Origin of the sequence: Streptomyces sp. NPDC050418 (assembly GCF_044458745.1) — a bacterium.
Lineage (GTDB): Bacteria > Actinomycetota > Actinomycetes > Streptomycetales > Streptomycetaceae > Streptomyces.
Genome location: NZ_JBITIG010000001.1, coordinates 61927 through 76813, shown reverse-complemented (window position 1 = coordinate 76813; position 14887 = coordinate 61927). Strand labels below are relative to the sequence as shown.

Annotated in this window: 11 protein-coding genes and 1 pseudogene; 2 read left to right on the top strand and 10 right to left on the bottom strand. The window is 70.6% G+C overall.

Translation table 11 applies throughout. From position 1 onward, the window contains the following. Positions 1-432 precede the first annotated feature (432 nt). Positions 433-2790 carry a beta-N-acetylglucosaminidase domain-containing protein gene (locus ACIBI4_RS00335; RefSeq protein WP_399201980.1) on the top strand — a complete coding sequence of 786 codons (2358 nt, stop codon included), beginning with the start codon at positions 433-435 and terminating at the stop codon, positions 2788-2790. Positions 2791-2862: 72 nt separating this feature from the next. Here the strand turns inward: ACIBI4_RS00335 and ACIBI4_RS00330 are convergent, their stop codons facing one another. Together ACIBI4_RS00330 and ACIBI4_RS00325 are read right to left on the bottom strand one after the other, a co-directional pair. Beyond that, the gene (locus tag ACIBI4_RS00330) at positions 2863-3663 is read right to left on the bottom strand and encodes a tRNA(His) guanylyltransferase Thg1 family protein (RefSeq protein ID WP_399201239.1); all 801 of its coding nucleotides are present in this window, start codon (positions 3661-3663) and stop codon (positions 2863-2865) included. Between the two features lie 113 nt (positions 3664-3776). Beyond that, positions 3777-3893: pseudogene (locus ACIBI4_RS00325) on the bottom strand (transposase); the annotation flags it as partial. Positions 3894-4117: 224 nt separating this feature from the next. On the opposite strand from ACIBI4_RS00325, the gene ACIBI4_RS00320 reads away from it, so the two are divergent. Next, positions 4118-4624, top strand: coding sequence for a DinB family protein (locus ACIBI4_RS00320; RefSeq protein WP_399201238.1), 507 nt, complete (start codon positions 4118-4120; stop codon positions 4622-4624). Positions 4625-4823: 199 nt separating this feature from the next. On the opposite strand, the gene ACIBI4_RS00315 is transcribed toward ACIBI4_RS00320, so the two are convergent. The 8 genes from ACIBI4_RS00315 to ACIBI4_RS00280 form a co-directional block, all read right to left on the bottom strand. Continuing rightward, positions 4824-7070: a M9 family metallopeptidase gene (locus tag ACIBI4_RS00315; protein ID WP_399201237.1), complete on the bottom strand. Its 2247-nt coding sequence runs from the start codon at positions 7068-7070 to the stop codon at positions 4824-4826. Between the two features lie 257 nt (positions 7071-7327). Further along, positions 7328-8032 carry a GntR family transcriptional regulator gene (locus ACIBI4_RS00310; RefSeq protein WP_399201236.1) on the bottom strand — a complete coding sequence of 235 codons (705 nt, stop codon included), beginning with the start codon at positions 8030-8032 and terminating at the stop codon, positions 7328-7330. A 182-nt stretch (positions 8033-8214) separates the two neighbouring features. Further along, positions 8215-9219 carry a proline racemase family protein gene (locus tag ACIBI4_RS00305; RefSeq protein WP_399201235.1) on the bottom strand — a complete coding sequence of 335 codons (1005 nt, stop codon included), beginning with the start codon at positions 9217-9219 and terminating at the stop codon, positions 8215-8217. A gap of 49 nt (positions 9220-9268) precedes the next feature. Then, positions 9269-10180, bottom strand: coding sequence for a dihydrodipicolinate synthase family protein (locus ACIBI4_RS00300; RefSeq protein ID WP_399201234.1), 912 nt, complete (start codon positions 10178-10180; stop codon positions 9269-9271). A gap of 31 nt (positions 10181-10211) precedes the next feature. Beyond that, positions 10212-11693 (bottom strand): NAD(P)/FAD-dependent oxidoreductase, encoded by a 1482-nt coding sequence (locus tag ACIBI4_RS00295; protein ID WP_399201233.1) that lies wholly within the window; start codon positions 11691-11693, stop codon positions 10212-10214. Next, positions 11677-11985 carry a (2Fe-2S)-binding protein gene (locus ACIBI4_RS00290; RefSeq protein ID WP_399201232.1) on the bottom strand — a complete coding sequence of 103 codons (309 nt, stop codon included), beginning with the start codon at positions 11983-11985 and terminating at the stop codon, positions 11677-11679. Before ACIBI4_RS00290 ends, ACIBI4_RS00295 begins: the two co-directional genes overlap by 17 nt. 35 nt (positions 11986-12020) lie before the next feature. After that, positions 12021-13334: an NAD(P)/FAD-dependent oxidoreductase gene (locus ACIBI4_RS00285; protein ID WP_399201231.1), complete on the bottom strand. Its 1314-nt coding sequence runs from the start codon at positions 13332-13334 to the stop codon at positions 12021-12023. Positions 13335-13449: 115 nt separating this feature from the next. Continuing rightward, on the bottom strand, positions 13450-14823 hold the full coding sequence (locus tag ACIBI4_RS00280; RefSeq protein ID WP_399201230.1) for an aminopeptidase P family protein: 1374 nt from the start codon (positions 14821-14823) through the stop codon (positions 13450-13452). Positions 14824-14887: the final 64 nt, after the last annotated feature.

The following is a 14887-nucleotide window of genomic DNA, read 5'->3' as shown; positions in this document are numbered from 1 at the left end:
GCGGCGAGGGTCCGACGTCCACCGCCGCCCGTCACCGTCCGTCTCCGCGGGGTTCGTGAGCGGCCTCGAAGGCTCCACCAGAAAGCGAGAGATTCCCACAGGTTCGGACCAATGCGGCGATGGTGCAGAGGGGACGGTGCAGTGCCGGTCTTCAGGTGAAAGCGGCTCAACTCGCCATGAATGGCGTGGAGTTGGAGGCGAAGGGTGCCTGCGAGAGGTCTAGACAACATGTTCGTTTCTGTGTCACCGTGACGACGGCATGATCCGCACGCAGGGGGCCGACACCAGTACGGAGACCCATCGGGTCTCCCGTCACCTCGCACTGCCGGCCCTCTGTTGCTGCCCGTTCGGACTTGAAAGCACTCGCTTCATCGACCGGATCGGAGCCCCGTGAAGAGATCCCGCTCAGTCGTCGGAACCGTGGCCCTGGTGATGGGCCTTGCCGCCGCACACCTCGGACTCGGGTCGTCGGCCCAGGCCGCACCAGCCGCCGCACCCGAAGCCGAGCAACCCCTGCCCGCCGTCTCGCCGCCGCCCCAGACCATCGACCGCTCCGGCGCCGACGCACCCGTGACCGGACGCGTCATCGTCGTCGCGGACGACCGTACGGATCCGGCGGCGTTGCGCCACCTCAAGAGCGAACTGCGCCGGCACGGCGCCGACAACGTCGATGTGGTCCCACCCGGCGCCCGCACCACGCCCGGCCTGCTGACCCTCCGCCTCGGCCCTGCCGACCGCACCGACATCGCAGCACAACTGGGCAGCGTGAAGGCGCCCGATCGCCCCGAGGCCTACGCACTGCGCGTCGCCGTCCGAGGCGCGTCCAAGCAGGCAGCGCTGGGCGGCGCGGACGCGGCCGGCCAGTTCTACGCCGTCCAGACGCTGCGGCAGCTCTTCGTTCGAGCCTCGGACGGCTGGCGCATCTCGGGAGTGCACGTCAGCGACCACCCCGCCATGCCCCTGCGAGGAACCATCGAGGGCTTCTACGGCCTGCCCTGGACACCGGCCGAGCGCCTCGACCAGATGGACTTCTACGGCGACATCAAGGCCAACACCTATGTGTACGCGCCCAAGGACGACCCGTACCACCGTGACAAGTGGCGCGAACCCTACCCGGCCGACAAACTCGCCGAACTCGGCCGGCTCGTCGGGCGGGCCGACGCCAACCACGTCCGGTTCACCTTCGCCGTCTCGCCCGGCGGCTCCATCTGCTACTCGGACCCGTCCGACCGCGCGGCACTGAAGGAGAAGCTGCAGGCGCTCTACGACAAGGGAGTGCGCGCCTTCTCCGTCCCCCTCGACGACATCAGCTACACGAAATGGAACTGCGACGGCGACCGCACCGCCTACGGAGAACCCGGCCGCGCCGCCGCGGCCAAGGCGCAGGTCGATCTTCTCAACGACGTCCAGCGCAATTTCGTCGCGACCCACGACGGCACCCAGCCGCTGCAGATGGTGCCGACCGAATACGGAGACCTCACCGACACCGCGTACAAGCAGACCATGCGCGCCACGCTGGACCCCGCGGTCGTCGTGATGTGGACCGGCACCGACGTCGTCCCGCCCGCCATCACCAACGAGCAGGCGGACGCCGCCTCGGAACTGTTCGGCCGCAAGGTGTTCGTCTGGGACAACTACCCCGTCAACGACTTCGGCCGCACCAGCGGCCGCCTGCTGCTCGCCCCGTACGACAAACGCGAAGCCGGACTGTCCGAGCACCTCAGCGGGATCGTCGCCAACCCGATGAACCAGCCGTACGCCAGCAAGGTCGCCGTGTTCGGCGCGGCGTCCTTCGGATGGAACGACCGCGCCTACGACGCGGACACCAACTGGCCCCGGGCCCTCACCTATCTCGCGGGCGGCGACCGCAAGGCGGCCGAAGCCCTGCGCGTCTTCGCCGACCTGGAGCACCTCGCGCCCACCTTCGGCGAGACGCCGTGGCAGGAGCAGGCGCCCGAACTGGCGGCGCGACTGACCCGGTACTGGACGCAGTGGAAGGCCGGGGACCGCACCGAGGCACTGGCAGATCTGCGCACGTACGCGGTGAGGATCGCCGACGCTCCGGAACGGATCCGCGGCGGCGCCGTACAAGAGGGCTTCGTGACCGACGCCAAGCCATGGCTCGACGCCACCGACCTGTGGGGCGACGCGACCGTGCACATGGTCGATGCCCTCGCCGCCCGGGTCGACGGCGACGCCGACCGGTCGCAGAAGCTCCAGGCCGCATCGCGCACACTGCAGGAACAGGCGGCGGGTGTACGCGTGGATCCGCCCCGCAACTCCTGGGGAGCGGCACCGGTCAAGGTCGGTGACGGTGTCCTGGACGCTTTCCTCGTACAGGCCGACGTGATGCTCGACCTGTGGGACTCGGTCGGCGGCGGCGAGAACCTCGCCCTCACCGGCAAGGCGAGCGCCTCCAGCGTGGAAGGCGACCTCGACCGGCTGGCTGCGCGCTTCGTCAACGACGGCTCGCTGGGGACTCGTTGGGCCTCCGGCTACAGCGACGACGCATGGGTGCAGATCGAACTCGCGGCACCCACGAAGGTCGTCGCGGTGACCCTGGCATGGGAGAGCGCGTGCGCGTCGCAGTACCGCATCGAGACCTCCGAGGACGGAGTGCACTGGACCACCGCCGCCACCAGGACGCCGACCGCGTGCGGCAACGACGTCATCCGCCTCACCGGGGAACAGCCGGTGAACCACGTCCGCATGCAAGGCGTGAAGCGCAGCACCACGTGGGGCTACTCCATCTATGAGATGGGGGTGTACGGAGCTCCGGCCGGCAACTGAACGGTCGGTGCGGGGCGGTGGTCCGGTGGGGACCCCGCCCCAGCGGTCAAGGCGAACGATCACGCGGCTGCGTCAATCCCCGTCGACTTCATTCGTCGGAGCGACCAACGTGGGAAGCGCGGGAATCTCCTGAGCGAGGAAGGACCCCGGATCGGTCGTGAAGTGCGGCGCCGGCGTTGTCGTCCACCAACTGCGGACCGCCCGAGTGGTGCGGGTGGCCCCCGACCGCTTGTCGACGTAGGTGAGTTCACGCTCGCCGGACTCGCGCCTCGTGACGCGGCCACGCTTGCAGCCGACCGGGTAATCGTTCCAGTTCACGCCGGCCTCGGACCACAGAAGCTCCTGCATGCCTTCGACGGAGACGCCGTGCAGCCGGGAGTGGGAGAAGTGGGCTTGGGCGGCCATGCTGATGCTGTTGCGCACCGCGTCGCGCTGCCGCCACAGGAAGTAGTTCGCCACCTCGACCGGGTCCCCGATCGTGAACACCCGCGCGTCGAACAGGGCACGCTTTCCGGGACGTCGCTCGTTGAGTACGGCGGTGGCCACGGCTGCGCTGATGCTGAGCTGCTTGGCCACAACTCCGCCGAACCAGGGCTCGGTCTGGTGGGTGGCGAAGTCGGTGATGAGAACGCTGATCTCGTCGGACTGCGTGTAGGCGAACACGCTTCCGCTGATTTCCTGGCAGAGCGCTTCGGCCACGGCGCTCATGTCGGCCATGAACCCCTCGTCGAAGGGCTTCTCGGCGCCCCGCAAGTAGGAGTGAAAGGCGCGGCCGTCGACACGAAGGACGGTGTAGGTGCGGCGCGGCAGGACATGCCGCGCCGCTGCCTCGTAGCGCTTCATGCGATCGCCCAGTGCCGTCCTGTCACTCACGCCGCCACCCCCACGGTTGCCATGCGCGCATTTTCCCATGGCCGGTTCAGGGCCTGTGACGCCGCCGAGTGGTGCGACGGTGTCACCGAGTTCGGAGGCTGTGTAGTTCGTCAGTTGCGGAAGCCGAGGGCGGAGCCGCGGAGGTGTTCGAGGCGGCCGTTGAGCGCTTCGGTGGGGCCGTTGGATGTGCCGGGCCCGTCGAAGTGGGCGAGCACGTCGGCGGCGCCCTCGGCCAGGACCGCGTCGTTGGCGGTCCTGGCCACGAGACCCCCAGAGCGTCGGCGACGCGGGCGACCGAACGTGGTCAGGTCAGGGCGGGCCTCACCTCCATCCTCGGGCGACCTCGACCCCTGCCCGGCCACCGATGCGCCGACCGGACTACACCTCGACTGCGACTCCGAAGAGCCCAAATTGCCTCCGGTGGGAGGGTCGGCCCGCGTGCTACGTTCGCGCCATGACGAGACCCAGTGAGATTCTCGGCAGTGTGGTCGCCGCCGGCGAGCGCGAGCAGCTCGAGACGTTCCTGGATTACCTGCGTGACGCCGTCGTGCGCAAGGCCCGCGGGGTGTCGGAGGAGGACGCCCGGCGCAGCCCGGTGCCGACCGGCACCAACCTCGGCGGCCTGATCAAACACCTGCGGTGGGTGGAACTGGGCGGGTTCGCCGAGGGGATCGGGCAGATCCCTGCCGCGGAGCTGCCCACGCCGCCGTGGACCGCCGCAGACCCGGAGGCCGACCTGCGGCTGGAGCCGAACGAGACGCTCGACGACGTCATCGGCGCCTACCAGGCGGAGTGCGACCGCTCCCGCGAGATCGCCGCCCAGCACAGCCTTGACTACGCGCCGCCGGGCGGGGAGTTGACGTTGCGGTGGGTGTACTTGCACCTGATCCTGGAGACCGGCCGGCACGCGGGCCACGCGGACATCCTGCGCGAGCTGATCGACGGCAGCGTCGGCGACTGACGGCTCGCGGCGCGTCGCCGGTCCGTGTTCCGGTCGTCGGAGGCGGCGTTACACCGGATCGGCGACGAGATCACTCAGGGGTGGCGAAACCTGGCCCGGATGCATGAGCTGATGCAAACGGACCTCGGGGTTACCAGACCCTCGCACGACTGAAAGCCCCCCGCATGAGGCGGGGGGCTTTCGTCGAGTCCCGTCCTCGTCAGAACGCCGAGGCGATCCTGACCCCGGAGAAGGGCTCCGTTGCGTGCAGGCTTACGTAGACGTAGCCGGGTGGTGGGTTCTGGATGGTGAGCGTTTCCGTGTTGCCGGAGGTTGTCGAGCTTGCGGTGTGGGCGGACTTGGTCGCCCACGTCGTCGGGTTGTAGTAGAGGTCCGCGTCGCCGGTGCCGCCGGAGACCGTGAGCTTGAGGGATGCGGTGCCCTCGGGGATGCGCGCGTACAGGTACGTGTAGTTGCCGGCGGTGGCCGAGAGGGACGAGCGGACACAGTCGTTGCCGAGCTCGCGTGTGTCGCTCGACGTGCATTCCGAGGGCGCGGGCGTGTTCGTGCCGCAGTCTCCCGCCGCGCACCGGCTCAGCCACGCGGCGAAGTCCGCGTCGTAGCGGGTGCCGATCGTGCTGGTGAGCAGGGTGCGGGCGGCGTTCCAGTCACCGGTGCGGTAGTGGCCGAGCAGGGTGGCCACGTCCTCGGGGTGGGACTGGATCAGGTAGCGGACGGCGAGATAGCCCCACTGGTAGACGCGGGTGGAGTCGGAGTTCTCGTATGTCGTGTCGAAGAGGGTGCTGAGTGTGTAGGTGTTGCGGCCCGCTTCGGTAAGTGCCTTCTCGTAGGGGACGTCCCGGTACCCGTACGAGATGTACTCGGCGAAGCCCTCCACCCACATCACGGTCGGTGTCCGCATCCCCTCCGCGAAGTCCCCGTACATGTTGAAGCGGCCGTCGAGGTAGTGCGTGTACTCATGGTTGAGGTTCCAGATGTGGAACTCGGGCCGCAGCCACTCCGCCTCGTACGCGATGAACCGCGGCAGATTGCCGGCCTGCGCCGGGTCGCCCTCCAGGTACATGCCGCCGTTGTCGGTGCTGATGCCGAAGATGATCCCGGCGTAACGCTGGTACTGGGCGCTGGAGTCGAAGACCACCACTTCGAGGGTGGTGTTGTTGTCGTCCGCCACCGGTCCGCTGTCCTTGGCCATGGCATGGAAGTACGCGTCCTGCCCCGCCAGACTGGTGCAGCTCGCGTCCAGCTCGGCCGCGGTCAGCTCCTGGGCCACGATGCGCAGGGTCGGACCGCAGGTGTGTCGCACGGTGAGGACCTTGTCGTAGAGCCGGCGCTCCAGGTCGCAGGTGCCGTACGCGCTGCAGTTCTCCTTGTCGTACGCCCAGGTCATTTCGGCCACACCCACCCACAGGGACGCCGTACGGCCGGTCATGGCGCTGCGGCCGAGGAGTTGCTCCGCCAACGGCCGTACGGTGGACCGCAGTTCGCCGTGCTGCAGGAAGCGGGCCAGTTCGCGGCCGGCGTTCGCGGGGAGGTAGTCCTTGTCCGTGTCGAGCAGGGCGTCGTGGCGGACGGCGAAGTCGCGCAGGACGGTCAGGACGGACGGGTCGCTCTGCACGGCGGTCACGAAGTCCGGTTCCTGGTGGCCGCGGAACAGCACGGTGTAGGTGTTGTTCACGGCGGCGACCATCCACCAGTGCGCGTCGTAGGTGGAGTTGTAGTCGCCGAGCAGGTGCTTGACCACTCGCAGATAGCGGGCGTTCTCCGTCGCGCTGTCGATCAGCGTCACGGTCTCGGCCAGGGTCTCTCCATTGGCCGCGCTGACGTCGAAGGCGTGCGATGAGCCGAAGAAGGAGTCGAGGCCGGAGCGGATCGCGCTCTGCAGTGCGGGCCCGTACGAGCCGACGGTGTCCGGGTCGCCCCACTGCACGTAGTAGCCGGCCCGCAGGTACAGGACCAGCTGGGTGATCGAACCGGTGTTGTTCCCCGGGTAGTTCGTGGCGCTGTCCCGCAGGGCGGAGGCCACCGTGATCATCTGCTCCTCACGGAACAGCGACCTCGCGTCCGAACCGCCCGCGCTGAACAGGGTGTTGATGCAGGCGGTGTCGGACACCTTGATCTGCTGGACCAGGGCCGCTCCGGTCTTCGAGGTGAAATCGGCCGTGTCGCAGGCTGCCTTGGCGCCCGGCTTCTTGGCGCCCGGCTTCTTGGGCGCGGCCTTCGTGGTGTGCAGCGGCGGGCGCCGGTCGGGGTTCTCGGTGGGCTCCGCGGCGTGCTCGGCCTCGTCGGCGACGAGCGCGGACTTGGTGATGAGGGTGGCCGGCCGCGGGCCTGTGCCCGGGCGCGGCTCGGGGGACTTGGCCGTGCCCGCCGAAGCGGGGGCCGTGTGAGGGGGAGACGCGGCGCTCTGCGCGCTCGCCGCGGTCGGGGCGAGGACGGCGAGCCCCAAGCTCACCGTCAGGGTTGCGATCAGCAGGTGCGCACCGGATCTGGGTGCGGATCGGACGCGCGTGGGGGATCTGCGTATCAAGGTGGCCTCCGGGTGACATGCCCATGGCTACTGTGTGACATGTACCATTGCACAGGTCGCATTGCACAGGGAAGCCTTCTGCGGTGTCCATGAACAGCCGTACGGGGAAAGGGAGGTGGGCACGCCCTGGGCGCACGGCCCCGGCGGGACCGACCGGTCCCTCGAGCCGTCGTGCGTCAGCGGCGTCCGCGTACCGTCTTCGCCGGCTCCTTCGCCTGCTGTCCCTTCGCCCACAGCGTGCGCACATGTCCGAGGTGGCGAGTCATGCACTTCTCGGCGCCCTTGGCGTCCCCGGCCAGCATCAGGTCGAGCAGCTCCAGGTGCTCCTCGGCGGAGGGCAGCAGCTCACCGCGCTCGTCCAGGCCGGTCAGTCCGTACAGGCGGGTGCGCTTGCGCAGGTCGCCGACGGTCTCCACCAGACGCTCGTTGCCCGTGAGGGAGAGCAGCGCCAGGTGGAAGCGGCGGTCGGCCTCCAGGTAGCCGATCAGGTCGTGCTTGCGGGCACTGCTCACGATCTCCTTGGCGATCGGGCGCAGTGCCTCCAGGTCCTCGCGGGCCGCGGTGCGGGTGATCCGGCCGATCATGGGGACCTCGATCAGGGTGCGGATCTCCGTGTACTGGTCCAGATCGCGCTCATTGACCTCGGTGACCCTGAAGCCCTTGTTGCGCACCGGCTCGACCATGCCCTCGCGCGCCAGATCCAGCATCGCCTCGCGCACAGGGGTCGCCGAGACCCCCAGGTCCTCGGCGAGCGCGGGCGCCGAGTAGACCTCGCCGGGCTTGAGTTCGCCCGAGATCAGCGCCGCGTGCAGCGCGTGGGCCACCTGGTCGCGCAGGCGCTCGCGTGTGGTGATGAGGTCGCGCTGAGACAGGTGGCCCATGGCGGTGGTTCCCTTCGTGCCGGCGCCCCGCACCCCGGTGGCCGAGCGGATCACCAGCGTACAATGTCACATCGTTTGTGCAGGTGGATGCGGGGAGAACTGTCCACGGACCGGACTCCGGCCGAGCCCCGGCCCAACTCCTGTACGTGACAAACCGGTTCAGATCACAACACCGGTGCCTCTCACATCAGGAACCCGGCCGGGAACGGGTCCTCAGGGTCGAGGAAATACTGACCCGTGCCCGTGATCCAGGCCCGCCCGGTGATCCTGGGCACCACCGCGGTCCGTCCGCCGACCTCCGTCTCGTACAGCAGGCGCCCGGTGAACTGCGTACCGATGAAGGACTCGTTGACAAAGTCCTGCTCCAGGGGCAGCTCGCCGCGCGCGTGCAGCTGTGCCATGCGGGCCGAAGTGCCGGTGCCGCACGGTGAGCGGTCGAACCAGCCGGGGTGGATGGCCATCGCGTGCCGTGAGTGGCGGGCATCGGAGCCGGGTGCGGTGAGGTGGACGTGCTTGAGGCCCGCGATCTCGGGCTGTTCGGGGTGCACAGGGCGATCCGGCGAGGCGTTGATCGCGTCCATGACGGCGAGACCTGCCGTGAGCAGATCCTCCTTGCGGGCGCGGTCGAAGGGCAGTCCCAGGCTGTCGAGATCGACGAACGCGTAGAAGTTCCCGCCGAACGCCAAGTCGTACGTGACCGTCCCGTGGCCCGGGACCTCGACCTTGCGGTCCAACCCGGCGCAGAACGCGGGCACGTTGGTGAGCGATGCCGACTTCGCGACCCCGTCCTCCACCTGGACATCCACGGGGACGAGACCCGCCGGAGTGTCCAGGGTGACGCGCGTGACGGGCTCGGTGACGGCCACCATGCCCGTCTCGACCAGGACGGTGGCCACCCCGATGGTGCCGTGGCCGCACATCGGGAGGACCCCGGACACCTCTATATAGAGGACGCCGTAGTCGGCCTCGGGCCGGATGGGCGGCTGGAGGATCGCGCCGCTCATCGCCGAGTGGCCGCGCGGCTCGTACATCAGGAGCGTGCGGAGGTGGTCCATGTGCTCGATGAAGTGCAGCCGGCGCTCGGCCATGGTGGCGCCGGGGATGACTCCGACACCCCCGGTGATCACGCGCGTGGGCATGCCCTCGGTATGCGAGTCGACGGCGTGGAAGACGTGGCGGGTACGCATGGCGGGTTCCCCTCGATGGTGTCCGGGCGGACTCGGTCGTGGCGTCGGCTCAGCGGTGTCCGTCGGCGACGGCCTTCTCGGTGGCCGCGCGCACGGCCTGCTCGGCCGGACCGGCCAGTGGCATGCGCGGCGGCCGGGTCGGGCCTCCGCGGCGGCCGGTGAGGTCCATGGAGAGCTTGATGGCCTGCACGAACTCGGTCCTGGAGTCCCAGCGCAGGAGCGAGTGCAGAGCCCGGTACAGAGGCAGGGCCCGGTCCAGGTCGCCGGCCGTCGCAGCGTGGTAGAGCTCGGCGCAGGAGGCCGGGAAGGCGTTGGGGTAGCCGGCGATCCAGCCGACGGCGCCCGCGACGGCGAGTTCGAGCAGGACGTCGTCCGCGCCGATCAACAGGTCGAGATCGGGGGCGAGTTCGGCGAGCTCGTACGCCCGGCGGACATCGCCGCTGAACTCCTTGACCGCCACGATGTGCCCGGCCGCGTGCAGTTCGGCGAGCAGCGACGGCACCAGATCGACCTTGGTGTCGATCGGGTTGTTGTACGCGACGACGGGCAAGCCCGCCTTGGCGACCTCGGCGTAGTGGGCGCGTACGGCCTCGTGGTCGGCGCGGTAGGCGTTCGGCGGCAGGAGCAGCACGCTGCCGCAGCCCGCGGCGGCGGCGCGCTCGGCCCACAGGCGGGACTCGGTGCTTCCGTACGCGGCGACCCCGGGCATGACCCGCGCCCCGTCACCCGCCGCCTCGACGGCGGTGTGGACGACGCGGGCGCGCTCCTCGGAGGTCAGGGTCTGGTACTCGCCGAGCGAGCCGTTGGGCACGACGCCGTCGCAGCCGTTGTCGAGCAGGAAGCGCACATGCTCGGCGTAGGCGTCGTAGTCGACCGAGCCGTCCTCGCGCAGGGGCAGCGCGGTGGCGACCATGATGCCGCGCCAGGGGTGGGTGGTGCTCCAGGTGGTGCCGTTGTTCATCGGGACTCCAGACGGGGCGTGTGCGGGGTTGTTACTGGGGGGCTTCGGAAGGGTCCGCGGGTTGAGGCGGGAGCGCTGCCAGGGCCGACAGCGGTACGGGGGTGGACAGGAGGCGTCGGTCAGGGGCCGACGGTTCTCCGGCCAGGCAGGCGACCGCCGAGGAGCAGATGCGGCCCTGGCACCAGCCCATGCCCGCGCGCGTGAGGAGCTTGACCGTGCGGGTGTCGCGGGCGCCGAGTTCGGTGGTGGCCTCGCGGATGCGGTCCGCGGTGACCTCCTCGCAGCGGCAGACCTCGGTGTCGCCGGCCAGCCAGCCGGTCCAGCCCGGACCTGGGGCGTGGACGGCGGCCATGGCGTCGGCGAAAGTGCGCATTCTGGCGATACGGCGGCGCAGTGGCGTCGTACGGGAAGTCGATGCGGTCCTTCCGGTGAGCTGTCCACCGGCCCTGTCGCCGAGTCGGGCGGCTGCCAGGAGTCCCGCCAACTCTCCCTCGGCCAGCGCGAGTTCCGCGCCGCCGACGCCGCGGGATTCGCCGGCCACCCACAAGGCGGGGACGGACGTCTCAAGGGAGTCGTCGGTGACCAGGGCGTAGGCGTCGTCGGCCGTACGGCGCACCTCGCAGCCCAGCGCGGTGGCCAGGTCGATCTGCGGGACGAGACCGTGGCCCACCGCCACCGCGTCACACGCGATCCGCCGCCCGGTGCCGGGCACAGGCCGCCACGTGCGGTCGAGGCGCGAGACCGTGACCGCCTCGACCCGTTCGGTGCCGTGCACCTCGGTGACCGCGGTGCGCGTACGGACCGGGACCTTGTGCCGGACAAGGGCCCGGGCATGGGTGAGCGCCTCGGCCGCCTTGCCCGGGTTGAGCGCCAGGGCGCGCGGGTGGCGGGCGTACCCGAGATAGCCGGTGGCGTCGACGACGGCCGGGACCCGCGCGCCCGCCGCGGTGAGCGAGCTCGCGGCGGCGAGCAGCAGCGGTCCGCTGCCCGCGACGACGATCCGCCGCCCGGGCAACACGAGCCCCGACTTGAGCATGGCCTGGGCGCCGCCCGCACTGATCACTCCGGGCAGGGTCCAGCCGGGGAAGGGGAGCTGGCGCTCCACGGCTCCGGTGGCGAGCAGCAGGCCGCGGGCGCTGATACGGGCCGGGGTGGCGTCCGTGCCGTCCGCACCCACGAGGGCGTGCACGGTCCAGGTGGGGTCGCGGTCCTCCCGTACGACACTCCATACGTGGTGCAGGGCGAGATGGCTGATGCCCGCGCAGCGGTCGAGCCGGGCTCGCAGTGAGGCGTAGGCGGACCAGCCATGGTGCAGCGCCTCGGGGCGTCGGGCGCCCAGGCCGGGGGAGGGGCTCCGGTAGAACTGCCCGCCGGTCTGCTCGCCCGCGTCGACCAGGGCGACCCGCAGCCCGGCTTCTCCGGCAGCCACGGCTCCGGCGAGACCCGCGGGTCCCGCGCCGATGACGACGAGGTCGTAAGCGGGGGAACTGTCCTGCTCAGCAGGCGAGGTCATCGCGTCCGCCTCCCTCCTGGGTGGTCACCGCGTCCCCCGGCTCGGCCGGGACCAGGCAGGCCCGCCGGTTCGGGACGCCGTTCACCGTGGCCAGGCAGTCATGGCACTGGCCGATTCCGCAGAAGGCGCCCCGCGGGCGGCCGGTGACACGGGTGGTGCGCCAGGCGAGGATCCCGGCGGCCCACAGGGCGGCTGCGAGCGACTGACCGGGCAGGGCGAGGACGGGCCGCCCGTCGAAGGTGATCTCGAAGGCGGGGCCGGGGTCGGCGGCCACCAGCTCGGCGGGGTTCATACGTCTCCCCTTGCGAGGGTGCTTCCACGATGTCATCAGGCAGTCGCTTCCGGGGAGTCGGGGAAACGGTTGGGTTCCGGGGATCCCGGGGCGGGTGAACGGTCGGCTTCGGGGGAGTGGAGTGGGGCGCCGGGCGGACCGGTCCCGGCCGGTGCGCCGGGCCGGCCCGAGCCGGCCGGGTTCTCGGGCAGGCCGCAGTCCCCGAACCGGTCCGGGCGGAACGCCGCCGGGTCCATCAGCGGCAGGTCACCCACCAGGGCCGCCGCGATCAGCGCCCCCGTCGCGGGTGCAAGCCCGATCCCCGCCCCTTCGTGCCCGCAGGCATGCAGCAGCCCCGGCACCCGTGGATCGGGCCCGATCGCGGGCAGATGATCCGGCAGGTAGGGCCGGAAACCCGCGTACGTGCGGATCACCCGCACCCCCGCGAGGACCGGGAAGAGCGCGGTCGCCTGGGCGGCGAGACGACGGAGCACCTCCGTGGACAACGTACGGTCGAAGCCCACCCGTTCACGGCTCGCCCCGATCAGGACCGGACCCGCAGGCGTGCCCTCGACGACCGCCGAGGTCTGCAGCGCCGCCGAACCGCTCGCCACATCGGCCACGTAGTCCGCCGCATACACCTTGTGCCGCACCACACGCGGCAGCGGCTCTGTGACCAGGACGAAGCCGCGGCGGGGGAGGACGGGCAGGTCCACCCCGGCGAGACGGGCCAGGGAACCACCCCAGGTCCCGGCCGCGTTGACCACGTACGGCGCGTCGAGCCGCAGTCCCGACGCGGTGGTCACCCCGCGTACCGACCCGTCCCCGGCCCTGCGTATCTCCGTGACCTCCTCGCCGCAGCGCACCCGCGCGCCCGAGGAGCGCAGCAAGTGGGCGGCGGCGAGGGCGGGTTGGACCTGCGCGTCTCCGGGATAGTGGAACGCGCCGGCCATCCCCTCGGCCACGTGCGGCTCCAGGTCGTGGAGCCGGTCGCCGGTGACCTCGTGGGCGTCGACCCCGGCCTTGGTCTGGGTGGCGGCGAAGGTGCGCAGCGCCGCGAGACCGCTCTCGTCACGGGCGACGACGACGCCGCCCTTCGTCTCGTACTCGATCGCGGCGGGCAGCTCGGTGGCGAGTTCCCGCCACAACCGCGCCGAGTGCAGGGCGAGTTCGAGCTCGGGGCCCGGCTCCTTGTCGGAGACCAGGAGGTTGCCCTCGCCCGCGCCGGTGGTGCCGCCCGCCACAGGACCCCGGTCGAGGACGGTGACGGAGAGCCCGGCGCGGGCGGCGTAGTAGGCACAGGCGGCACCGACCACACCGGCACCGATGACGATGACGTCCGGCGCGCTGCGAACTCGGCCTGTGCTCAAGGAGGTTCTCGTGGATTCCGTGGACACCTCAGTAATATTTCACATGGCACTGAGGCTGCCAAGAGGCCGACGGCAGCAGACCGGAACCACTTGAAGCCTCACCCTTCTTGGAGCCTCACCCTTCCCGGAGCGCTTCCATCCAGTCCTCGATCGCGCCCGGAGTCCTGGGCAGAGCCGAGGACATCAGCCGCGCCCCCTCCGTCGTGATCAGCAGATCGTCCTCGATGCGCACACCGATCCCGCGCAGTTCGGGCGGCAGGGTCTCGTCGTCGGGCTGGAAGTACAGGCCGGGCTCGACGGTCAGGACATGACCTTCGGCCAGCTCGCCGTCCATGTACGTCTGAGTGCGGGCCTGGGCGCAGTCGTGCACGTCGAGCCCGAGCATGTGGCCGCTGTTGCAGAGGGTGTAGCGCCGGTGGAGGTCCCCCTCGGGGGATTTGAGGATGCCCCAGTCGGTCAGGCCCTCGGCGATCACCCGCATCCCCGCCCGGTGGAAGTCGCGGAAGCTCGCGCCGGGGCGCAGGGCTGCGATACCTGCCTCCTGGGCGGCCAGGACCAGTTCGTACACCCGGCGCTGTACGGGGGAGTAGTGGCCGGACAGGGGAAGGGTGCGGGTGATGTCGGCGGTGTAGAGGGTGTCGGTCTCCACGCCCGCGTCGAGCAGCAGCAGGTGGTCCGGGTCGAGGTGTCCGTCGTTGCGGATCCAGTGCAGGACGCAGGCGTGGGCTCCGGATGCGGCGATGGTGTCGTAGCCGAGGCCGTTGCCCTCCGCGCGGGCCCGCAGGTTGAAGACGCCCTCGATCCAGCGCTCCCCGCGCGGATGGCGCAGGGCGGCAGGCAGGGCGCGGACCACGTCCTCGAAGCCGGCGGTCGTGTGGTCGACGGCCAGCTGCAGCTGCTCGACCTCCCAGGCGTCCTTGATGAGGCGCAACTCGCTCAATGCGGCCTGCAGTTCGCGGTCGGCCGAGGCGTCGCGGCCGGGAGGAAGGTCCGTGAGTTCTGTGCAGCGGATGCCCGTCATCCGCTCGGCCTCGGCGAGGTCGGGGCGGCGGCCCACCCAGAACTCGCCGTAGCGCCGGTCGCGGAAGAACGCGCCGGTGCCGTCGGAGCGCTGCGAGCGCGGCCGTATGTGAAGGACCGCCTCGTGCCCCGACGTGCCGGACGGTTCCAGGACCAGGACGTGCCCGGCCTGCTCCTCGCCGGTCAGGCCCGTGAGATGGGCGTACGCGCTGTGCGGGCGGAAGCGGTGGTCGCAGTCGTTGGACCGCACCTTCAGCTCGCCCGCCGGGACGATCAGCCGCTCACCGGGGAAGCGGGCCGACAGACGGGCGCGGCGCCGGGCCGTCAACGCGGCCATGGGCAGCTCCAGTTCGCCGGGCAGCGGACTGGGCGCCCAGCCCTGCGCCATGGAGGCGGCGAGCTCGGGGGAGACGTCGAGGTCGTGGGAGGTGGTGCGAGGACGTGCGGACTGTGCCGAGATTTCGGTCATGAACTCTCCAAGCGCAGAAGCCGGTTCGGGCTCGGTTCGGGGTTGGTTCGGGGTCAGTTCAGGG